The sequence below is a fragment of the Mesorhizobium sp. P2_C5_2 genome, from assembly GCF_056404535.1.
The window spans coordinates 15,288-35,032 of record NZ_JBFUDV010000002.1 but is presented as its reverse complement, the minus strand read 5'-3'; the positions used below and the strand labels follow the sequence as shown (position 1 = coordinate 35,032).

At 63.8% G+C, this 19,745-nt stretch carries 21 protein-coding genes; 12 read left to right on the top strand and 9 right to left on the bottom strand.

Annotated elements, in window-relative coordinates; translation table 11 throughout:
* Window positions 1-19: 19 nt before the first annotated feature.
* Entirely contained in the window at window positions 20-604 is a 585-nt protein-coding gene (locus tag AC1D1B_RS07000; RefSeq protein ID WP_477330624.1) for a dihydrofolate reductase family protein, read from the bottom strand.
* A gap of 113 nt (window positions 605-717) precedes the next feature.
* Here AC1D1B_RS07000 and AC1D1B_RS06995 point away from each other — a divergent pair, with 113 nt between their 5' ends.
* Complete coding sequence (locus AC1D1B_RS06995) at window positions 718-1,134, top strand: winged helix-turn-helix transcriptional regulator (RefSeq protein ID WP_477330622.1); 417 nt, start codon at window positions 718-720, stop codon at window positions 1,132-1,134.
* 56 nt (window positions 1,135-1,190) lie between these two features.
* Here the strand turns inward: AC1D1B_RS06995 and AC1D1B_RS06990 are convergent, their stop codons facing one another.
* The gene (locus AC1D1B_RS06990; RefSeq protein WP_477330620.1) at window positions 1,191-2,408 is read right to left on the bottom strand and encodes an NAD(P)/FAD-dependent oxidoreductase; all 1,218 of its coding nucleotides are present in this window, start codon (window positions 2,406-2,408) and stop codon (window positions 1,191-1,193) included.
* Between the two features lie 306 nt (window positions 2,409-2,714).
* Here AC1D1B_RS06990 and AC1D1B_RS06985 point away from each other — a divergent pair, with 306 nt between their 5' ends.
* Window positions 2,715-3,377: a GntR family transcriptional regulator gene (locus tag AC1D1B_RS06985; RefSeq protein ID WP_477330618.1), complete on the top strand. Its 663-nt coding sequence runs from the start codon at window positions 2,715-2,717 to the stop codon at window positions 3,375-3,377.
* Window positions 3,378-3,508: 131 nt separating this feature from the next.
* Window positions 3,509-4,537, top strand: a complete 1,029-nt coding sequence (locus AC1D1B_RS06980; protein ID WP_477330616.1) for a flavin-containing monooxygenase — start codon at window positions 3,509-3,511, stop codon at window positions 4,535-4,537.
* Between the two features lie 190 nt (window positions 4,538-4,727).
* On the opposite strand, the gene gcvA is transcribed toward AC1D1B_RS06980, so the two are convergent.
* On the bottom strand, window positions 4,728-5,627 hold the full coding sequence (gene gcvA / locus AC1D1B_RS06975; protein ID WP_477330614.1) for a transcriptional regulator GcvA: 900 nt from the start codon (window positions 5,625-5,627) through the stop codon (window positions 4,728-4,730).
* Window positions 5,628-5,746: 119 nt separating this feature from the next.
* On the opposite strand from gcvA, the gene AC1D1B_RS06970 reads away from it, so the two are divergent.
* Window positions 5,747-6,451, top strand: a complete 705-nt coding sequence (locus AC1D1B_RS06970; RefSeq protein WP_477330612.1) for an SDR family oxidoreductase — start codon at window positions 5,747-5,749, stop codon at window positions 6,449-6,451.
* Between the two features lie 93 nt (window positions 6,452-6,544).
* Here the strand turns inward: AC1D1B_RS06970 and AC1D1B_RS06965 are convergent, their stop codons facing one another.
* The 3 genes from AC1D1B_RS06965 to AC1D1B_RS06955 all read right to left on the bottom strand — a co-directional run bounded on the left by AC1D1B_RS06965 (window position 6,545) and on the right by AC1D1B_RS06955 (window position 9,469).
* Window positions 6,545-7,135 (bottom strand): DUF922 domain-containing Zn-dependent protease, encoded by a 591-nt coding sequence (locus tag AC1D1B_RS06965; protein ID WP_477330610.1) that lies wholly within the window; start codon window positions 7,133-7,135, stop codon window positions 6,545-6,547.
* 79 nt (window positions 7,136-7,214) lie between these two features.
* Entirely contained in the window at window positions 7,215-8,486 is a 1,272-nt protein-coding gene (locus tag AC1D1B_RS06960) for a D-tagatose-bisphosphate aldolase, class II, non-catalytic subunit (protein ID WP_477330608.1), read from the bottom strand.
* Window positions 8,483-9,469, bottom strand: a complete 987-nt coding sequence (locus AC1D1B_RS06955) for a tagatose kinase (RefSeq protein WP_477330606.1) — start codon at window positions 9,467-9,469, stop codon at window positions 8,483-8,485. Before AC1D1B_RS06955 ends, AC1D1B_RS06960 begins: the two co-directional genes overlap by 4 nt.
* A gap of 302 nt (window positions 9,470-9,771) precedes the next feature.
* On the opposite strand from AC1D1B_RS06955, the gene AC1D1B_RS06950 reads away from it, so the two are divergent.
* The 6 genes from AC1D1B_RS06950 to AC1D1B_RS06925 all read left to right on the top strand — a co-directional run bounded on the left by AC1D1B_RS06950 (window position 9,772) and on the right by AC1D1B_RS06925 (window position 15,357).
* A complete protein-coding gene (locus AC1D1B_RS06950; protein ID WP_477330604.1) occupies window positions 9,772-11,091 on the top strand; it encodes an ABC transporter substrate-binding protein in 1,320 nt (439 codons plus the stop codon).
* Window positions 11,092-11,272: 181 nt separating this feature from the next.
* A complete protein-coding gene (locus tag AC1D1B_RS06945; RefSeq protein WP_477330602.1) occupies window positions 11,273-12,043 on the top strand; it encodes an L-iditol 2-dehydrogenase in 771 nt (256 codons plus the stop codon).
* Between the two features lie 36 nt (window positions 12,044-12,079).
* Window positions 12,080-13,093 carry a zinc-dependent alcohol dehydrogenase family protein gene (locus AC1D1B_RS06940; protein ID WP_477330601.1) on the top strand — a complete coding sequence of 338 codons (1,014 nt, stop codon included), beginning with the start codon at window positions 12,080-12,082 and terminating at the stop codon, window positions 13,091-13,093.
* A gap of 154 nt (window positions 13,094-13,247) precedes the next feature.
* On the top strand, window positions 13,248-14,258 hold the full coding sequence (locus AC1D1B_RS06935; protein WP_477332081.1) for a LacI family DNA-binding transcriptional regulator: 1,011 nt from the start codon (window positions 13,248-13,250) through the stop codon (window positions 14,256-14,258).
* Between the two features lie 76 nt (window positions 14,259-14,334).
* Entirely contained in the window at window positions 14,335-14,964 is a 630-nt protein-coding gene (locus AC1D1B_RS06930; RefSeq protein WP_477330599.1) for a glutathione S-transferase family protein, read from the top strand.
* Between the two features lie 147 nt (window positions 14,965-15,111).
* Entirely contained in the window at window positions 15,112-15,357 is a 246-nt protein-coding gene (locus AC1D1B_RS06925; protein WP_477330597.1) for a hypothetical protein, read from the top strand.
* A gap of 32 nt (window positions 15,358-15,389) precedes the next feature.
* Here AC1D1B_RS06925 and AC1D1B_RS06920 read toward each other — a convergent pair whose 3' ends face one another.
* From AC1D1B_RS06920 to AC1D1B_RS06910, 3 genes are all read right to left on the bottom strand, one after another.
* Window positions 15,390-15,887: an N-acetyltransferase family protein gene (locus AC1D1B_RS06920; RefSeq protein ID WP_477330596.1), complete on the bottom strand. Its 498-nt coding sequence runs from the start codon at window positions 15,885-15,887 to the stop codon at window positions 15,390-15,392.
* A gap of 69 nt (window positions 15,888-15,956) precedes the next feature.
* Complete coding sequence (locus tag AC1D1B_RS06915) at window positions 15,957-16,964, bottom strand: aldo/keto reductase (RefSeq protein WP_477330595.1); 1,008 nt, start codon at window positions 16,962-16,964, stop codon at window positions 15,957-15,959.
* Between the two features lie 29 nt (window positions 16,965-16,993).
* Window positions 16,994-17,986, bottom strand: coding sequence for an oxidoreductase (locus AC1D1B_RS06910; protein ID WP_477330593.1), 993 nt, complete (start codon window positions 17,984-17,986; stop codon window positions 16,994-16,996).
* Window positions 17,987-18,143: 157 nt separating this feature from the next.
* Here AC1D1B_RS06910 and AC1D1B_RS06905 point away from each other — a divergent pair, with 157 nt between their 5' ends.
* The gene (locus AC1D1B_RS06905) at window positions 18,144-19,106 is read left to right on the top strand and encodes an AraC family transcriptional regulator (RefSeq protein ID WP_477330591.1); all 963 of its coding nucleotides are present in this window, start codon (window positions 18,144-18,146) and stop codon (window positions 19,104-19,106) included.
* 383 nt (window positions 19,107-19,489) lie between these two features.
* Entirely contained in the window at window positions 19,490-19,714 is a 225-nt protein-coding gene (locus AC1D1B_RS06900) for a hypothetical protein (RefSeq protein WP_112566525.1), read from the top strand.
* Window positions 19,715-19,745 lie beyond the last annotated feature (31 nt).

Here is a 19,745-nt window from a genome sequence, read left to right as displayed (position 1 = left end):
ATCATTGAACCGCTCCAGATCAAGCCGGGGCGTAGCGGTTCACCACCATGCCGCAGGCATAGGCTTTCGAGCCCAGCAGGCGCAGTTGCCGGAAACCGCCCTGGTCGAAAATCCGCTCGCCGTCGCCGAGCGCCGCCGGATTGATGAACAGCTGGAATTCATCGACCAACCCCGCCGCAATCAACGCCGAGGCAAAGCCGGCGCCGCCGAACACCGCCATGTCGCCGCCGCCTTCAGCTTTCAACGCCTTGACCTCGCGCGGCAGGTCGCCGCTGGCGAGCAAGGTGCGCTCCCACCGCGAAGCCGCGAGCTTGTCGGTCAGCACCACCTTACGCGCGTCGACGATGCGCTGCGCAAAGGCATAGAAGGGATCGCGCGGATAGTTTTTCGCCGCATTGCCCCAATGGCTGAGGTAACCTTCCTCGGCCATCTTGCGGCTGAGCAGGATGGTGTCGATGCCGGCGAACACCGCGTTGAAATCCTGCTTCAATTCGTCGTCCCACGGGCAATTGCCGCCCCATTCCCAGAGCTGCCAGTGCTCGTCGCCGGCCGCGCCGGCAAACCCGTCGACCGACATCTGCATTTGCAGGATCAGCTTTTTCATCGTCGTTCTCCTCGCTCGATCTGAGTGGCTTGAAAATGCTTTACTTTTGAAACCATTGACGCAAGGAGAAAATGATGTCAATAGTAAAGTGATTTAAAAATGGAACCATAGAAATGTCGACCAGGGAAAGATCTGGCTGCCCCATCAGCCTGTCGCTCGAATTGCTGGGTGATCGCTGGACGCTGCTGATCATCCGCGACATGATTTTCGCGGGAAAAAAGCACTTCAGGGAGTTCCTGCTGTCAGGCGAAGGCATCTCGTCGCGCACGCTGGCCGAGCGGCTGCAGACTTTGCAGGATGAGGGCATCGTCACCAGAAGCGACGACCCCACACACAAGCTCAAGGCGATCTACCGGCTGACCGAGGCCGGCATCGACCTGTTGCCAGTGCTGGCAACGCTCGGCACCTGGGGCAGCAAATACCGCAAAGCCGATGACGAATTGGCCAGGATCGCCGACGAACTGGCAGCCGGCGGCGAGGCGACGCTGCAACAGATGAAGAAGAAGCTGCGTGCCGAGCATATCGGCTAGCGCGCGACGCTTGCTTCCTCTCGCGATGGACTACATCGACACGACGTCGCCCAGACTTATTCTTCCCATCCCGCAAATCGCTGTGGCCTGAGCCATGTCTGCCGCGGATTGCCGTCGCCCGAAAGCACAGCGTCGGCCAGCCAGCGCGCGGTGGCGGGGGCGGCATGCATGCCGATCGAGCCCATGCCACCATGGACGTACAGCCCCTCGATCGCGGTGCGGCCGGCGACGGGCAACCCGTCCGACAGCATCGGGCGGTTGCCGGGATAGACATTGGTCACCCTGGGCGAGCCGAGGCCGGGCAGCATGCGCAGCGTGCGCGCCGCGATGCGGGCTGCCATGTCGGTGTTTCGCACCAGATCGCGAAAGGCCGGCTGCAGCGAGGCGCCGAGCCTGGCGTCGCCGCCGCGCATCGGGTTGAGGCAGATCGCCTCCACCGCTGGCTGATCGTCGCGCTGCGCCGCGACATCGGCGAGGCCCGACAGGCTCATGCGCCGCCCCAGTTCCTCCTGGTCCGGCCATGTCAGTTCCTCGACGATCCACGGCAACTCGAAATCGAGCTTGCCGAGCTGGATCAGCCAGCCGCGGCCGGCGGTGAAGGGCAGGCTGGGCAACGGTCCATCGCTGACGGTCCGCCTGAGCAGGTCGGACATCCACAGGCCATTGGCGATGAAGACGAGATCGGCGGGGATGATGCCCTGGTCGGTCAGCACGCCCTCGACCTTGCCGCTGCGCGAAACGATCTGCGCGACGCGCAGGCCGGTGCGGATTTTGGCGCCCGCCTCGCGCGCGGCGTGTGCGAAGGCATGCGTCGCGCCCATCGGCTCCAGCGTCCAGGCGCGGCCGACATGGTAGCCGCCGGCGACGTTGAAGCCGATGCGCTTGTGGTCGCGCGCAAGTTCCGCGCCGCTGATCCTGTCCATCGTGACCCCGGCGGCGCGGTAGCGCCCGGCGATCTCGGCCGCCGCCTCGAAGCTCTGCTCGTCTTCCGAAATCAAGAGATGGCCGATCCTGGCGAACTCGAACGGCACCGGGCCGGCGGCAAGCTCCTCATAGATCGCGGCGCAGGCATCGAGCATTTCGACCACCTCCGGCTGCGGCCCGCTGAGCAGCGTGCCGGTGTTGCGCCCCGAGGATTCGGCGGCGATCAGGGTCTGCTCCAGGATAACCGTCTTGACGCCTTTGGACGCCAGTTCCCAGGCCAGCGTGCATCCGGCGATGCCGCCGCCGATGACGATCGCGTCGACCCCGGTGGCGGAAGCGGTTTGCGCCACGATCTCCTCCCTATGCATCTCGTATACCAGTATACGAGACGCATATATTCGCGCAAGCTCATGTTTGTTGTGTAAAGTGGGCCGTTGTCGTCGGCGCTGCCGTTTACCTTTCCCGTGAAGAACTGGGGAGCGAGCGCCGGGGCAGGAGCTTTGGCCTTCTCTCCGTCACAATCTGGGAGTGTACGCGTACGGATGAAGAGCCAATCGCCTGGCTTTCGAACGTCTAGCGCCGGCAGGCGGAGGAAGGGCAGCGCCCATGACGTTGGCGGCAGGAGCCGCTGAAGCAGCTGGCAGGAGGGGGATCGTATGAGTGGATTTGCCGAAATGCAGCGGCCGCAGACGGTGGCCGAACAGGTCGCCAATGTGCTGCGCGAGGCGATCGCCGACGGCAGCCTGGCGGACGGCACGGCGCTGCGTCAGGACGAGCTTGCGCTGCGCTTCGGCTTCAGCCGCATGCCGATCCGCGATGCGCTGCGCCAGCTCGAGGCCGAAGGCATCGTCCAGATCCACCCGACCAAAGGCGCGCATGTCGCCCGTATGGACGCCACCGAGATCAGGGAGATCTTTGCGTTGCGCGACCTGCTCGAAAGCCAGGCGCTCAACCTGTCTATCCCAACGCTTGGCAGTGAAAAGCTCGACGAGGCAGCGCAGGTGCTCGCCCGCATCGACGCCGAGCCCGATGTCGCCCGTTGGGGTGTGCTGAACCGGACCTTCCACTTGGCGCTCTACAGCGCCTGCGGCAACGCCCGGCTGCTCGGCCTGATCGAAGCGCACCACAATGCCGCCGACCGTTATGTCCGCATGCTCCTGTCCAGCCTCGACTATCGCGGCGTCTCGCAGGCCGAACACCGCGAACTGCTCGCCGCCTGCCGCAAGCGCGACGCGGCGGAAGCCGTGCGTGTGCTGAAGAAACATCTCTGTGATGGCATGGAGACGCTGGCCAAGGCCGGGATGCTGCGCAACGGGTGACTTGTCCCGCCTGTGCCTCCGCGCATAGCTCAGTCAGCCCGGCGGGAGGAGAATCGCTTGGACACGACTGTTGTCATTGTCGGTGCCGGCCCCGCCGGCCTAGCGGTCGGCGCCTGCTTGAAGCGGGCAGGGTGGATTTTGTCATCCTCGAAAAAACCCGGGAGGTGGCGCCCGCCTGGCGGCGGCACTATCGGCGGCTGCATCTGCATACGGTCAAGTCGTTCTCCTCGCTGCCGTTCCAGCCATTTCCTCGGGACTATCCGCGCTACGTGCCGCGCGAACTGGTGGTTCGTTACCTCGACGATTACGCGCAAAAATTCGATCTGCGCCCGCGCTTCGGCGTGACGGTGAAAGCCATTCGCCGTGACGACGGCGGGTTTCTGGTCGAGACCGGATCGGAGAACCTCAAGGCACGCCATGTCGTCATCGCCAGCGGCAACAATGCCGAGCCGATCGTTCCCAGGCTCGCCGCCATCGAGGACTTCAAGGGCGAGGTCCTGCACAGCGCCGACTATACGCAAGCCGCGCCCTTTGTCGGCCGCTCGGTGCTGATCGTCGGCATGGGCAACACCGGCGCCGAGATCGCGCTCGACCTCGCCGAAAGCGGCGCCAAGCCTACCATTTCGGTGCGCAAGGGCGTCCATATCGTGCCGCGCCAGCTGTTCGGCGTGCCGATCCAGATGGTCGGCATCGCCAGCCGGCCAATGCCGCAGGCGCTGAACGACTGGATGTTCCCGATCATTCTCGATTTCGCCCTGGGCAAGCTCGACAAATACGGCATCGTGCGACCGAAACAGGGCATCCTGCAGCAGATCGACGAGATCGGCCGCATCCCGGTCATCGATGTCGGCACGGTGGACGCGATCACCAAAGGCGCCATCCAGATCGCGCCCGATATAGCGCGCTTCACCGAGCACGGCGCCACGTTCACCGACGGCAGGCAACAAGCGTTCGAGGCCGTGATCCTCGCCACCGGCTACCGACCGGGCTACGAGAAATTCGTTCCGGCGGAGCTGCAACCGGAGCGTAGCGGCGTCAATGCTCGCGCCTCGCAACTCGGCCTCTATCTCGTCGGCTTCTACAACCCGGTGACCGGACTGCTCAGAGAAATTGGTCGAGAGGCGAAGGCGGTGGCGGCTGATATTGCACGGCGGGGTTGATGAAGCGTTGTTGGCGAAACTGCCAATCTCCCCCCTTGCGGGGGAGATGCCCGGCAGGGCAGAGGGGGGTGCTGTCCCTCCGACCTGTCAAACTATCGGTCACGCTGAGGCTGGGGCGGTAAGCTAGAACGCCGGCGTTCCTTCACACCCCCCTCTGTCCTGCCGGACATTTCCCCCGCAAGGGGGGAGATCAACTATCCTTCTCCGCCCCTTCATCCAGCAGCCATTGCCGCACCGCTTGCGTCGGCTCGGGATGGCGCTGCTTGCGGGGCACCACGACATAGAAATCCTGCGTGCCGCGCATCTCTGCACGCAGCGGCTGCACCAGCCGGCCGGCAGCGATGTCGGCGGCGACGAGAAAGCGGCTGGCCAGCGCGATGCCCTGGCCGGCAATGGCGGCGTCGATGGCCAGGCTGGTCTGGTTGAAGCGCATGCGTTTGGCCTCGGTGGCCATCCTCACGCCGAGCGCCTTCTCCATGAATTCCGGCCACAGATTGTGCGCGTCGTGCAGCAAGACATGATGCCGGATATCCGTCGGCGCGATCTCGTTCGCGGCAGTCGGCAGCAGGGATGGGCTGCAGACGGCGACGATCTGCTGCGGGAACAGCAAGTCCACCATCAGGCCGGGGCCGAAGGGCGGGCGGCCTTGCCTGACCGCAATGTCGACGCCATCGGCCTGAAAACTCGACAGGCTTTCGCTGGCCAGGATGCGCAGGTCGACCAGCGGGTTGTGCGCGACGAACTCCGGCAGTTTCGGGATCAGCCATTTGGTGGCAAAGCTCGGCGTGACGCTGATCGTCAGCCGTGCCGGTTCGGGGCGCAGCAGCAAGGTGGCCTCCGAGATCAGGTCGAAGGCGCGGCGGATGTTCGGCGCATAGGCGCGGCCCTCATCGGTCAGCGCCAGTCCGCGCGGTAGCCGGTCGAACAGTTTTGCGCCGAGATCGGCTTCCAGACCGCGTATGTGCTGCGCTACCGCCCCTTGCGTCACGTTCAGCTCCTGCGCGGCGATGCGGAAGTTGAGGTGGCGCGCGGCGGCTTCGAAGGCGCGCAGCGCATTCAACGGCGGCAGGCTCAGGAAGGCTTCGGGCATACAGGAGTTTTTCTACAGCTTGATTTCAGGCTTTCTGGTTCGAACCAGCGGCGAAAACCAGCTATATCATCCTTTGAAAGCGCAAGACATGTGCCGCAAAACCCTCGAGGAGAGAAAAGATGAGTGTAGAAAAAGTAGCAGTCGTCGTTGCCGGCGGCAGCGGCATGGGGGCGGCGGCGGCAAAGCGCCTGGCGACGGACGGCTTCAAGGTTGCGATCCTGTCGTCCTCCGGCAAGGGCGAGGCGCTGGCCAAGGAGCTTGGCGGCCTCGGCGTCACCGGCTCCAACCAGTCGAATGACGATCTGCAGCGGCTTGTCGACCTCACGCTCGAGCGCTACGGCCGCATCGACGTGCTGGTCAACAGCGGCGGCCATGGGCCGCGTGCGCCGATCCTCGAGATATCGGACGAGCAATGGCACACCGGGCTCGACGTCTATCTGATGAACGTCATACGGCCGGTGCGCATCGTGGCGCCGCAGATGGTCAAGCAGAAAGCCGGCGCCATCATCAACATCTCGACGGCATGGGTGGTCGAGCCGAGCCCGATGTTCCCGACCTCGGCCGTGTTCCGCGCCGGCCTCGCCGCCTACACCAAGATCTTCGCCAACACTTATGCCGCCGACAATGTGCGCATGAACAATGTGCTGCCCGGCTGGATCGACAGCCTGCCGGCCACCGAGGAGCGCCGTGACAGCGTGCCGATGCAGCGTTACGGCACTTCGGAGGAGGTCGCCGCGACCATCGCCTTCCTGGCTTCCGAAGGCGCCGGCTACATCACCGGCCAGAACATCCGCATCGACGGCGGAATCATCCGCGCGATCTGATCAAAGCAGGTCAAGGCGTGATCGCCAGATCGCGAAAGATCGTGGTCAAACAGAGAGATAGAGCGCCATCCTGAATCGGTTCGCGATCGGGCTCTATTTCCCGGTCATCAGATTGAAGACCAGCTGCCGCAGATTGCCGCCGGGACCGAATTCGACCTTGTCGAAGTCGCGGCTGGCCTGCCGCTGCGCCAGCGAGATTTCGGCGAGCTGCCGGGTCAGCTCGGTCCTGATCTTGCTGCAGGCGGGGTCGTCGGCGACGGTCAGGCCCACGCTTATCGCTTCGATCTTGTGCACCATCTCGACGATGGCTGCCCCATGCACCTTTTCATGGGCGGCAAGCCCGGCAGCGAAAATCTCCCAGCTCTTCTGCACCGCGGGCGGCAGCGCCGCGGCCGGCTTGGGCAAGGTGTAGGTGATGATGAGTTTCGGCCGCGCCGATTTGAGCACGCAGGCACCACCTTGCGGCTTGTAGTCCCGGGTCCAAGTCAGCTTGAAATTGGTATGCGCAATGACACGGCCTTTGCCCAGCAACGGGCCCGCTTCGCCGATCGAGGCGTAGAGTTCGGGGCCGCTCTGCCCTGATATGGCATAGGTTTCGACTTTCTCGACCGGCTTCCAGTCAGCACGTGCGGGCGAGGCGGGCAGCGAAGCCGCCAGCAGGACGAACAAAACGACTGGTTTCATGCTGATGTCAAAGGGCTGCCAAGGGTTATGCCCTTCGCTCTAGCATTGGGCGCGGCGGCTGACAAAGCCGTTGCAGGATTCACCCGCCACGGCAGGCTGCATCGTAGTCCGCCAGCGCCTGGCAGACCGCCGCGCGAAAAATCGCTTCGGGATTGCCTGCCGGTCCGAGCCCGGCCGGCAGCGTCGGCAGAAACTGCCGCATCATTGTTTCAGGAATGGCGACGCCGTCCAGTGCCCTGCGCAACCGGTCGACGGCGGCAACAGCAATGGGGTTGCTCCAATAGTAGCGGATGCGGTCGCTGTAGCTGTAGTGCCGCTGCAGATAGAGGTCCGCTTCTCTGCCGTGGTAGTGACTGTGCCAGTGCCCAGGAGCGGCCAGCATCACGCGCTCCATCGTCCGGGCAAGCGATCTGTCGCCATAGTCGGCAACCATTTCGGAGGCGATCAGGTCGAGGCCGTAAAGTGCCTCGCGCAAGGCGAATGTCAGGCCTGGGCCGACCTTGAGGATGGGAAAGCCGTTGGCGACAAGTGCTGTCAGTGCCGCGCGACTCTGGTAATCGGTCGAATGCGCCTCGTAGACCAGCGAGGGTTGCTCATCGAGCAGCCCGGTCAGGCCTTTCGATTTTTCGGGATTGTAGGTGACCACGTTCTGGCTGCCGAATTCCACGCCGGGCTGCACCACGACGGCGAGGACACGCGCAAAGGCATCCGTCAGGCCTTCGCGGGCAAAGATGCCGCGATGAATCTCGATCGTGCGCCGCGCCGCCGCCGCTTCGGTTGGCTTCAGATCATTGATCGCGTGATCGACGCCTCCGGGGGCGGGAACTTCTGTGCCGATGATGTAGACCGGCAACGCGCTACCGATTGCTCTCGCCGCCGTTTCGGCCGCTTGGGCCAGCCGCGCCGCGCGTGTGGCAATGATCTCGTCATCGAGCGCCGCCGGCTCGCCGGCGCATCCCATCGAGGCGTCGAGATGGATCTTGCTGAAGCCGGCTTTGACATAGGCGCTGACCATGGTTTCGGCCTTGTCCATCGCCTGCGTCGCCGGCTCGGCGCGCCACGGGTTCGGTCCCAGATGATCGCCGCCGAAGAGGATGCGCGAGGCGTCCAGCCCTTCCTTGCCGGCGATCTCCAGCACGAAGGCCACGAACATTTCCGGCGTCATGCCGGTATAGCCGCCGAACTGGTTGACCTGGTTGCAGGTCGCCTCGATCAGCAGGTTTTTCTCCCGGTCGGCGGCGGCGCGCCGTATTGCGGTCTGGATCACCAGCGGATGCGCCGAGCAGATCGAGGTGATGCCGTAGGGCGTTCCGTTTCGGCGGGCAGCGGCGAGGCCGGCAAGCGGGTTCATGTCCGCCTCGCCGTGCCGGCGATGAATTGGTCAAGCACGTCGAAGCCTGCAACGCCTTCCATCGGTCCACGCCGGGTGACGTTGCGGGCGCCGGCGGCATTGGCATAGAGCAGCGCCGTGCCAGGCTCCATGCCCTTGCGCCGGCAGGTCAGATAGGTCGCGCTAAAGCAGTCGCCGGCGCCGGTCGGGTCGACTTCTTCGACCAGGAAGCCGGGACAGTCGATCCTGTTGCCGTCGCTGCCGAAATAAGAGGAGCCGGCAGCGCCGCGCTTGAGAACGATCTCGCCGACGCCCCGGGCGATCAGCGCCTTCACCGCCTGGCATTCGTCATCGACGCCTGCCGCGGCAAGCAATTCGTCGCCGGAGGGTAGCAGCAGATCGGCATCGTCAACCAGAGCTGCGAATTGCTCGCCGTCGGCACCGTCGATCAGTTCCTTGCGCATGTTCGGGTCGAACGAAGTCGAGCCGCCGCGGGTGTGCACTGCTTGCACGGCATAAGTGACGATCTCCCTCAGTCCGGCCACCGACAGCGTTGATCCCATGACATGCAGATGGCCGGCTTTGTCCGCCAGCAGACGTGCAGCGGCGGTGAGGCGGATTTGCCCGGCGGCGGATTCGGCAATGTTGTAGACGAAGTCCCGGCCGCCATCGGGCCGGTAGCGCACGAAGGCGCATCCGGTCGGGAAGCGGTCGCTTACATCGACGGCAGAGACGTCGACGCAGTCGCGCTTCAGCCTCTCCAGATTGAGCGTGCCGAAATCGTCACGCCCGATGCAGCCGATAATGCCGGCGCCGCCGCCCAGTTGTGCGACCTGATCGATGAAGATTGCTGGCGCACCGCTCGGGTAAGGCCCGATCAGCGTTTGCGGTTCGAGGAAGCCAAGACCCCGCTCGGTGGCCATGATCTCGACCAGGATTTCGCCGGCGGCAATCGTCGGACCCGCGGATTCGGCGGCGATCTCCCTTCGGCGGGACAGGCTCATGCTTGTAATTCCTTCTCCCCAGCGGGACCGGACGTCGATCGTGGCGGCGTGCGACGATAGCGCCCTGTTATAGCCGAGGTAAATCGCGCCGAGAGCGAAGTCAACAAAAACTACACGTGCGTTCACTTTGTTTGCAACGCGCGGGGTTTTCCAAAAGCGCAATATGGCGATCCGCTATCCGCCGAGCTTTGGCGAGGTGCCAAATATCAGGCCTTGTGCAGCTTGACTCGGCTGTCTTCAAGCGCAATAAAATATACACGCATGTTCACTTACACATGCGCATTCGTAAAGGAGGAGACGAAATGCCAATTGGTAAGCGTATGGGAATTCTTGGCTTGTCGGTCGCTACTTCGGCAATGGCGGCGGGTGCCGCCCTGTCCGACGAGATTACGGTTGCGACGGTCAACAATGGCGACATGATCATCATGCAGAAGCTGTCGCCCGAATGGGAGAAGGCGACCGGCAACAAGGTCAACTGGGTGGTGCTCGAAGAAAACGTGCTGCGCGAACGGGTCACCACCGACATCGCCACCAAGGGCGGACAGTTCGACGTGCTGACCATCGGCGGCTATGAGACGCCGATCTGGGGCAAGAGCGGCTGGCTCACGCCGCTCAACGATCTCGGTGACGACTACGACTATGACGATCTGATCGCGCCGGTCCGCAGTGGCCTGACGGTCGACGGCAACCTCTACGCCGTGCCGTTCTATGCCGAAAGCTCGTTCACGCTCTACCGCAAGGATCTGTTCGACGCCGCCGGCCTGAAGATGCCGGAGCAGCCGACCTATGACCAGATCACGGAATTCGCCGACAAGCTCACCGACAAGTCGAAGGAACAGTATGGTCTGTGCTTGCGCGGCAAGCCGGGCTGGGGCGAGAACATGGCCTTCCTCGGCACGCTGGTGAACACGTTCGGCGGCCGCTGGTTCGACATGGACTGGAAGCCGCAGCTCAATTCACCTGAGTGGAAGAAGGCGATCGGCTGGTATGTCGACACCATGAAGAAGGATGGACCTCCGGGCATCAGCTCCAACGGTTTCAACGAGAACCAGACCTTGTTCGCCTCCGGCCATTGCGCCATGTGGATCGACGCCACGTCCGCGGCGGGTCGCGTCTATGATCCGAAGCAAAGCCAGGTTGCCGACAAGGTCGCTTTCGCCAAGGCGCCGGTGGCGGTGACGCCGAACGGCTCGGCCTGGGGCTGGGCATGGAGCCTCGCCATCCCGACCTCGACCAAGAAGGCGGATACAGCAAAGTCCTTCGTCAAATGGGCGACTTCGAAAGCCTATGTCCAGCGCGTCGGTGAGACGGAAGGCTGGGTTGCGGCACCTCCTGGAACGCGCAAGTCCACCTATGCCAGTGCCGACTACCAGAAGGCCGCGCCCTTCGCCGCGACGGTGCTTTCGGCGATCGAATCCGCCGATCCGACCAAACAGACCAAGGACCCGGTTCCCTATACCGGCATCCAGTTCGTCGCCATTCCTGAGTTCCAGGGCATCGGAACCGAGGTCGGTCAGGCGATTGCCGCAGCGGTCACCGGCCAGCAGTCGGTCGATGATGTGCTGAGCGGCGCCCAGGCCTCGGTGGAGAAGACGATGACCGAGGCGGGCTACATCAAATAGGCGCGTTCAAGCCAGGGACCGTGCGTGTGCCGTCCCTGGTGATCCGGGCCTAAAAAACCTCCCGTTGCAGCAGGCCCGGAGGATGCACGGACCCGTCCACAGCGGGTCCGTGCTTTCCTTGCAGGCGACGAAAGCCGCCATTTGGCGGTACATCTTTTCGAGAAACGCGGAAAAAATTGAAATGAGATTGAAGAACAAGATTGCCCTGATAACCGGCGGTGCGCGCGGCATTGGCCTCGGTTTTGCGCAAGCCTATGCGCGCGAAGGCGCCACCGTGGTGATTGCCGATATCGACATCGAGCGTGCGACGCGGGCGGCCGCCGCGATCGGTGCTTCGGCCAGCGCCATCAAGCTTGACGTCACTGACCTCGCAGCGATCGACAGGATCGTCGCCGAGGTCGATCACGATTTCGGCGGTATCGACATCCTGGTCAACAATGCAGCCATCTTCGACATGGCGCCGATCACCGAGATCACCGAAGCGAGCTACGACCGGGTGTTCGCCATCAATCTCAAGGGGCCGCTGTTCATGATGAAGGCGGTGGCCAATGTGATGATCGCGCGCGGCCGCGGCGGCAAGATCGTCAACATGGCGAGCCAGGCCGGCCGCCGCGGCGAGGCGCTGGTGACGCTTTACTGCGCCTCCAAGGCAGCGATCATCTCGGCGACGCAGTCGGCGGCATTGGCGCTGGTCAAGCACGGCATCAACGTCAACGCCATCGCGCCCGGCGTCGTCGACGGCGAGCATTGGGATGTCGTCGACGCCCACTTCGCCCGCTGGGAAGGCCTGAAACCCGGCGAGAAGAAGGCCGCTGTCGCAAAGTCGGTCCCGATTGGCCGCTTTGCGCAGCCCGAGGATATTGCCGGGCTCGCCGTCTTCCTGGCCTCGTCCGACAGCGACTACATTCTGGCGCAGACCTACAACGTCGATGGCGGCAACTGGATGAGCTGAAGCGCTCTCCGAGCCGCATCGCCAAGGGGGACTGAAATGAAGGCCATCCGATTTACCGCCGCGGGCGTTGCCGGCATGGCGGAGCTGGACCTGCCAAAGATCAAGCCGGGGCACGTTCTGGTACGGGTCCGCGCGGCCGGGCTTTGCCACACCGACATCGAGGTCCTGCATGGCCGCTACGGGGAGGGGGCGTTTCCGCTGGTTCCCGGTCATGAATATGCCGGCACGGTGGAAGTGGTCGCCGACGATGTCACCACCGTCAGGCCCGGCGACCGGGTCGCCGTCGATCCAAACATTCCGTGCGGGCATTGTCCCGCCTGCAGCAAAGGCCTCACCAATCTGTGCGTCAGCCTGAAAGCCTATGGTGTCACCGCCGATGGCGGCTTTGCCGAATTCAGCCTGGTTGCCGTCGACCATCTGCATGGGATCGGCGATCTCGGTTTCGCCACGGCAGCCCTTGCCGAACCGCTCGCCTGTGTTCTCAACGGTCTCGGTGCCGCTGGGCTCGAGGCCGGCAAGAACGCGCCCAACAACGCGCTGGTCTTCGGCGCCGGGCCGATCGGCTTGTTGCTTGCCCTCTCGCTCAGGGTCAAGGGTGTCAACAGCGTGGCCGTCGCCGACATTAGCGAACAACGCCTCGCTTTCGCTGAAGCGCTCGGGCTGGAACCGTTGGTGTCGGGATCGCAGGCTCTCTCGGCACGGGCGCGGGGCTTCGATTTCGTCGCCGACGCCACCGGCGTCGCCAAGGTGGTCGAGGGCATGATCGGCTTCACCGCCGATGGCGGCACCGCGCTCATCTTCGGCGTCTGCGCCCCCGATGCCAGGATATCGGTCGCCCCGTTCGAGATATTCCGCCGCCAGATCAGATTGGCGGGGTCGCATTCGCTCAACCGCAACATTCCGCAGGCGCTCGATATTCTCAAACACGACGATGGCACGATGGCGCGGCTTGTCAGCCACCAACTGCCGCTTGCCGAACTGCTGCCGTTTTTCGCCAAGGGCGGCGGCGACCCAACGACGATGAAAGTACAGTTTTCCGCGGAGTCATAAATCAAGGCGGTGCGGCCACGCCCATGGAGCAGCAAGCTTGCTCATGCGCCCGGAAAGAACGGTCCTCCTCCTTTCCGCGAAAAGGTGACTCAAGTAGACAGTGGCGACGGCAGTTCGAACAGGGAGCCCATGGATGGCAAAGACGATAAGGACGATGGAGGACTTCTCGGCCTTTGTCGGCTTGTCTCGCACCACGGTTTCCAAATATTTCAACGACCCTAGCTCGGTGCGGAAAAACACGCGCGGCACAATCGAGGCGGCGCTGAAGAAATCCGACTTCCGGCCGAGCATGTTCGCCGTCAATCTCAACCGCCGCCGCAGCAACATTTTGGGCGTCATCATTCCGAATTCGACCGATCCGTTCTACATGGCACTGACGCGCCGCATCGAGCGGATCGCCAACGAAGCCGGCTTCTTGGCGTTTGTGCTGTCGTCCGACGGACGTGCCGAAATGGAAGACCAGGCGATCCAGACCTTCAAGTCGATGAACATTGCCGGCGCCATCATCGCGCCGCTCGGCGTGCAGTCGCACCACCGGATCCTGGCCGAACTCGGATCGAGCATCCCGCTGATCTATGTCGACTCGCCGCTTGACGAGACCTCGTCATTCGTCGGCACCGACAACAGGCAGAGCTTCAGGCTGATCGTCGACTATCTCTGCAGATCCGGCGAGCCGCCCTGCTACTTCGCCATGCCGTTGGTCAACAACAACGCCTCGGCGCGGCAGGATGCTTATGTCGAGGCCATGCACCAATTGAAGATGACGCCGAGCATCGCGCCTGTCGCCGACGCGCAGTCGTGGGATTTCGAGAAATTCGGTTACGATGAAGCTTTGCGCATCCTGAAGGGGCAAGGCTTGCCGACGAAGACCGTGCTTTGCGCCAACGACCGTGTTGCCTTCGGCGTGCTTGCCGCCGCCTATCAGCTCGGTCTGAAGGTTGGTCATGGCGCGGATTGCGACCTCAGGGTCGCCGGGCACGACGACCATCCGCTGTCGCGCTATGCCTGCCCGCCGATCACGACGGTGGCGCAGAACTACAACGAGATCGGCCGGCTGGCGATCGAACTTCTGCTGGAGCGGCTGGGTGAAAAATCGCAGGCCCCGAAACCCAACAGCGGCCGCATTCTACTCAATGCCGAGCTGATGCTGCGCAGTTCCGCCTGAGGCGGGGCAACAGGAATCGGGTGGCGGCCGCCACGGCGGCATGCAAATTCGGCCCCGTCGCACGAGAGGGACAGCCATGCTTACGCTTCATGATTATTTGCCATCGCAAAACGGCTGGAAGGCAAGAGTGGCCCTGGGGCTGCTCGACATTCCCTATGAGAGCCGCATGGTGTCGATCTTCGAGGGCGAAAGCCACACCGACGCCTTTTTGAAGCTCAACCCGGCCGGCGCCGTCCCGGTGCTTGAGTTGGAGGATGGCCGCGCGATCGCCGAATCGAATGCGATCCTCATCTATCTGGCCGAAGGCACGCCGTTGCTGCCGGCCGACCGCTATGTCAACGCGAAGATCATGCAATGGCTGTTCTTCGAACAGTACCATGTCGAGCCGGTCATCGGCTCGCTGCGTTTCTGGACATTGACGGGAAGGCTGGAGCGCAACCAGGCGATGGTCCAGGCCAAGCGCGAAGCCGGCGCCCGCACGCTGGCCGCGCTGGAGCGCAGCCTGGCCGACACGCCGTTCCTTGTCGGCGACGCCCTCACCATCGCCGACATCGCCGTCTATGCCTACAGCCACCTGGCCGAAGATTGCGGGTTCTCACTGGCGGATTTTCCGGCAGTCCTTGCCTGGATGGACCGGGTGCGCAACGCCGTCGGTCCCGGCTATCCCGTTCATGTCTACGGCATCGATCCGCATTCGGGTGCCTGACGGCAAAACGTGCGCGTTCACCTTGTCTGGTCGAAAACAAGACCCAGATTCTGCTCTGTCGGCGGTTTTCGAGCTCGCAATCCGCCGGCTGGATGCCGGATCCCGGCGTCATCTCGACGACAGGCCGGCACCTTCATGGAGGTGACCATGACACGCGACGACATCATTTCGGTGTTGGGGCCGGTAGACGAGGCGGTCATTGCCGACATCGCGCTGACCGGCGCCAGCCTTGAAGAACTGCGCGAGGCCTTCGCCTGGCTCAGTGCCGACGAGGCGTTGGTCAACGAGGGCCGCCCCTTGCCGGGAACGAAGGTAGCCCGGCTGATCGAAATTCTCGATATGCCGGAGGATGAGGATGGGCGGGCGTTGGCGGCGCAGGGGTTAGGGCAGTAGGGTCCAGACACCTTACTTTTTCCTATTCACTTCTAAGCCCTCGACAGCAGCCTGCGCATGATCACTGAGGCGTGGCCGGCGACGCCGTGCGCGGCAGGGCGGCGCTCGACCAGCTCGAAACCATGCTTGCGGTAGAAGGAGATCGCCCGGTCGTTGCCTTCGATCACTTCCAGCGCGATGCTGGGGATGCCGGCATGGGCGGCAAGCACGGCGTGCAGTAGGTCGGTGGCGAGACCGCTGCCGAACTCGGTCTTGTCGATATGCAACCGGTCGAGCAGGACGTCACCCCGATCGTCCATCGCCGCCATCGCATAGCCTGCGATCAAACCGTCCGGCCGCTCGGCCACGAACGACATCTTGTTGTCATCCAGCAATTCGGCCGCCAGCCGCTCGGGCGCATGCTTGTCGTCGGAGAGCCGCGCGGTGGTCTCGGGTCCCATGATCGGTGAATAGGTGCGCCGCCAGGATTCACCCAACAGCCGCGACACCGACGGCACGTCCATTGAGGTCATGGCTCTGATCTGGATCATTGCGACGATCATGCCAAGATCGCGCCGGCAATCAAGAGCCGCGCAGGTGCGAAAGAAGGGAAGACCGCTCTACCTGTCGATCGTCGTCATCACCCGCTCATTATAGCGCGGGCCTGAGACTTTTCCCGGTGCAAGAGCCGCGTCGAGTGCCTGCATCTCGGCGGGGTTGAGCTTGATCGCCGCCGCCGCGACGTTCTCCTCCAGATACTTGCGCCGCTTGGTGCCGGGGATCGGCACGATGTCGACGCCGAAGCCATCGCTCTTGCCGAGCACCCAGGCCAGCGCGATCTGTGCGGGCTTTACCCCTTTGGTCGCGGCCACCTCTTGTACCGCGGTCGCTGCCGCGACATTGGCGTCGAAATTGGCGCCCTGGTAACGCGGGTCGCCGCGCCGGAAATCGCCTTCGGGATACGCCTCGGCGCGTTTGACGTCGCCGGTGAGGAAACCGCGGCCGAGCGGCGCGAACGGCACCAGGCCGATGCCGAGCTGTTTGAGCAGCGGGATGATCTCCGGCTCCAGATTGCGCTCCCACAGCGAATATTCGCTCTGCAGCGCCGACACCGGATGCACGGCGTGCGCGCGGCCGATGTTGGCAGCACCTGCCTCCGACAGGCCGAAGAAGCGCACCTTGCCCTCAGTGACCAGCCGGCCGATCGTGCCGGCGACATCTTCCATCGGCACCGCCGGATCGACGCGATGCTGGTAGTAGAGGTCGACATGATCGGTGCCGAGCCGCTTCAGCGAGCCTTCGAGCGCCTCGCGAATATGCTCGGGCCGGCTGTCGCGCTCGGTGCCGACCTGTCTGCCGTTTTCGATGCGGAAGCCGAATTTGGTTGCCAGCGTCACCGCGTCGCGCCGGCCCTTCAACGCCCGCCCGAGCAGTTCCTCATTGGCATAGGCGCCGTAGACTTCGGCCGTGTCGAGGAAGGTGCAGCCGAGTTCGATGGCTCGGTGCAAGGTGGCGATCGATTCCGCCTCATCGGCCGGCCCGTAGGACTGGCTCATGCCCATGCAGCCGAGGCCGATCGCCGACACTTGCAGCCCTTGGCTGCCGAGTTTGCGTGTGCTGAGGGTCATTGCTGTTCTCCTTTGGGACCAGAAGGAAACTATAGGAGCCGCTCGCTCAACTTCCATAGACGCTCGGCGGTTTCCGCGTCGATCGCATAGGGCATGACGCCCAGCGTGCCAGTCAGCCGGACCCCGGCCTGCATCGGCAGCAAGCCGCCATCTTCATGGCGCACCGGCGCGATGTCGACGTTTTCGCAATAGACGCCGCCCTTGCCGTCCAGGTGCGGACTGGTCGCGCACCAGACGCTGGTGGCGGCACCTTGCGCCACAGTCTTCAGGTTGCGCGAGGGATCGAGCACCGGATTGCCCTCGGCGTCGAGGACGCCGGCATCGACCAGTGCGGCGCGCGGCACATGCTTTTCCAGCCCGGTGCCGACAATGCTTCCCGGATGCAGCGAAAAGGCGCGTATGCCTTCGCCCTTGCCGCGCTCGTCCAGCGCCAGCGCAAACAGGATGTTGGCGGTCTTTGATTGGCCGTAGGCCTGCCAGGGATCGTAGGCACGGCGCTCGAACTGGATGTCATCGAAGACGACGGGCGAATAGCGGTGACCCCAGGACGACACCGACACGACGCGCGCGCCTTTGGCGCGGGCGAGGGCGGGCCTCAGCCGCGCCACCAGTTGGAAATGGCCGAGATGGTTGGTGGCGAATTGTGATTCATAGCCGCGTGCATCGCGCGTCAGCGGATTGGCCATGATGCCGGCGCTGTTGACCAGAATGTGCAGCGGCTGGTTCCGGTCGAGGAAGCTTTTCGCGAAGGCATCGATCGAGGCCGGTTCGAGCAGGTCCATCGCCTGTACCTCGACGCCGTCGAGCCCGCTGAGCGCGGCTGCAGCTCTGGCCGAATCCCGCGCCGGCACGATCACATGAGCGCCGGCGCCTGCCAGCACACGCGCGGTTTCGCGGCCCAGGCCGGAATAGCCGCCGGTGACAATGGCGGTCTTGCCGGACAGGTCGATGCCGGCAATCACCTCCTGCGCCGTCGAGGCAGCGCTGAAGCCGGAGTTGATGGGAGCTTGGGGCGTGGACATCGGAAATCTCCTTGTGGAGCAGGGAGATGCCTCCGCTGCTTGAATCTGTGCATCATCGCCGCCAGCAGAGGCCAGTTGACGCTGTGCAGCAGAGATAGGTCGCCCTTTCCGGATTTAGAATGCTTGTAAATCCGTGTTCCATGCGCGATCGTTCAGAATGTCCGACGATCCTTTCTCCGATATCCTGCGCTTCACTGACGCCCAGCCGGTGCTCTCCGGCGGCTTCACCGCCGGCGGCCGGTGGGCAATCCGCTTTCCCGGGCCCGACAAGCTCAAATTCTTCGCTCTGGTCAAGGGCGATTGCTGGCTGCTGCTCGACGGCGCGGAGGCGCCGGTGCGGGTGGGCGAGGGCGATGTGTTCCTGCTCTGCGCGCCGCTTTCCTTCGTGCTGGCAGGCGATCTCGACGCCGAGCCGGTCGATGCCGTTGCCTTGTTTGCCGAAGCCGCCGCCAAGGCCGCGCCGCCGAGCATCGGCGGGGGCAAGTTCGCAACGCTGGGAGAGGGTGAGGACTGCATCCAGATCGGCGGCCATATCAGGCTGGACCCGATCAATGGCGGCTTGCTTGCCGATGTGTTGCCGCCGCTGATCCATGTCCGCGCCCCGCAGGCCGGCACGCTGCGCTGGCTACTCGACCAGCTGGTGCGCGAGCGGGTGGCGGACCTGCCGGGCGCCGGCCTGGCCTCGGCGCAACTGGCACAGTTGATGTTCCTGCAGATCCTGCGCGCGCACCTGACTTCTTCCGAGCCGCTAGCCGCCGGCTGGCTGCGCGCCGTCAGCGACCGGCGGCTGGCGCCGGCGCTCACGCTGATGCATGCCGAGCCCGGCCGCGCCTGGCAGCTCAGCGAACTGGCTGCCGCCGCCGCCATGTCGCGCACCAGCTTTGCGCTGCATTTCAAGGCGGTGGCCGGTGTGGCGCCGCTCGCCTATCTCACGCAGTGGCGTATGCGGCTGGCCGAACGGGCGTTGCGCGAGGACAACATCGCCGTCTCCAGCATCGCCCGCCGGCTCGGCTATTCCTCCGACAGCGCTTTTTCCAATGCCTTCAAACGCGTCACTGGCAGCGCGCCGAAGATCTATCGCAGCACGGTGAGAGCGCGGCGCGAGTTGGCGGCGGAATAAAGGTAGTGTCTCAGTTTGAAATTAGAGCAAACGCCCTAATTCCTTGGTCGAATTGTACAAAAGCCCTATATGCTTAGCTGAGAGTATAGGAGACGACATGATCGCCAATCGCACAACCGCCGAAGATATGGCTCGAACTGTAGGTGTTGACCCGGACACATTCCGCGCAGCGTTGCGGGGCGTGAAGCACCCTCGGAAACCCAACACAGATTGGGAAGTGAAAATTGGCGGCCCATCGTATTCGGGAATGCGCACCGTTCTGGCCAGTCTGATACAGCGGAAGGCTGCCTGACGCCGGCAAGCAGTCAAAATTGACAGAGCACCTGATCTCCAGCATCCTTAGGTAGCCGTTATGTCCTGCTGCTGTTGTGTATGAGCGTCGCATGGTCAGTCCTACTTCCAGCCAGAATTCCAAGCGCGCCGCGGTGCGCAAGGCGCTCGACCGCCACAAGGTCTACGTCACCGCGCAAAGCTTTTCCGGCGGCGTCTACTCGGCCCGCGTGCTGGTCGACGGCGAGGCCTATTGGGTCGATGAATTCCGGCTGAGTCAGCTTCAGGGAGGCCTTTCCCCGGCCGAGCTCGACCTGACGCCGGCCACCGACGATTGAGCTGCCATCGATTGAGCAGCTGCCGCATCCC

What these genes read in the sequence shown, in the direction of transcription:
- AC1D1B_RS06910 (WP_477330593.1), bottom strand. Translation starts at nt 17,986, where the DNA reads ATGTCCACGCCCCAAGCTCCCATCAACTCCGGCTTCAGCGCTGCCTCG.
- AC1D1B_RS06950 (WP_477330604.1), top strand. Translation starts at nt 9,772, where the DNA reads ATGCCAATTGGTAAGCGTATGGGAATTCTTGGCTTGTCGGTCGCTACT.
- AC1D1B_RS06905 (WP_477330591.1), top strand. Translation starts at nt 18,144, where the DNA reads ATGTCCGACGATCCTTTCTCCGATATCCTGCGCTTCACTGACGCCCAG.
- AC1D1B_RS06900 (WP_112566525.1), top strand. Translation starts at nt 19,490, where the DNA reads ATGGTCAGTCCTACTTCCAGCCAGAATTCCAAGCGCGCCGCGGTGCGC.
- AC1D1B_RS06955 (WP_477330606.1), bottom strand. Translation starts at nt 9,469, where the DNA reads ATGAGCCTGTCCCGCCGAAGGGAGATCGCCGCCGAATCCGCGGGTCCG.
- AC1D1B_RS06960 (WP_477330608.1), bottom strand. Translation starts at nt 8,486, where the DNA reads ATGAACCCGCTTGCCGGCCTCGCCGCTGCCCGCCGAAACGGAACGCCC.
- AC1D1B_RS06915 (WP_477330595.1), bottom strand. Translation starts at nt 16,964, where the DNA reads ATGACCCTCAGCACACGCAAACTCGGCAGCCAAGGGCTGCAAGTGTCG.
- AC1D1B_RS06920 (WP_477330596.1), bottom strand. Translation starts at nt 15,887, where the DNA reads ATGATCCAGATCAGAGCCATGACCTCAATGGACGTGCCGTCGGTGTCG.
- gcvA (WP_477330614.1), bottom strand. Translation starts at nt 5,627, where the DNA reads ATGCCCGAAGCCTTCCTGAGCCTGCCGCCGTTGAATGCGCTGCGCGCC.
- AC1D1B_RS06940 (WP_477330601.1), top strand. Translation starts at nt 12,080, where the DNA reads ATGAAGGCCATCCGATTTACCGCCGCGGGCGTTGCCGGCATGGCGGAG.
- AC1D1B_RS07000 (WP_477330624.1), bottom strand. Translation starts at nt 604, where the DNA reads ATGAAAAAGCTGATCCTGCAAATGCAGATGTCGGTCGACGGGTTTGCC.
- AC1D1B_RS06995 (WP_477330622.1), top strand. Translation starts at nt 718, where the DNA reads ATGTCGACCAGGGAAAGATCTGGCTGCCCCATCAGCCTGTCGCTCGAA.
- AC1D1B_RS06935 (WP_477332081.1), top strand. Translation starts at nt 13,248, where the DNA reads ATGGAGGACTTCTCGGCCTTTGTCGGCTTGTCTCGCACCACGGTTTCC.
- AC1D1B_RS06930 (WP_477330599.1), top strand. Translation starts at nt 14,335, where the DNA reads ATGCTTACGCTTCATGATTATTTGCCATCGCAAAACGGCTGGAAGGCA.
- AC1D1B_RS06965 (WP_477330610.1), bottom strand. Translation starts at nt 7,135, where the DNA reads ATGAAACCAGTCGTTTTGTTCGTCCTGCTGGCGGCTTCGCTGCCCGCC.
- AC1D1B_RS06945 (WP_477330602.1), top strand. Translation starts at nt 11,273, where the DNA reads ATGAGATTGAAGAACAAGATTGCCCTGATAACCGGCGGTGCGCGCGGC.
- AC1D1B_RS06985 (WP_477330618.1), top strand. Translation starts at nt 2,715, where the DNA reads ATGAGTGGATTTGCCGAAATGCAGCGGCCGCAGACGGTGGCCGAACAG.
- AC1D1B_RS06925 (WP_477330597.1), top strand. Translation starts at nt 15,112, where the DNA reads ATGACACGCGACGACATCATTTCGGTGTTGGGGCCGGTAGACGAGGCG.
- AC1D1B_RS06970 (WP_477330612.1), top strand. Translation starts at nt 5,747, where the DNA reads ATGAGTGTAGAAAAAGTAGCAGTCGTCGTTGCCGGCGGCAGCGGCATG.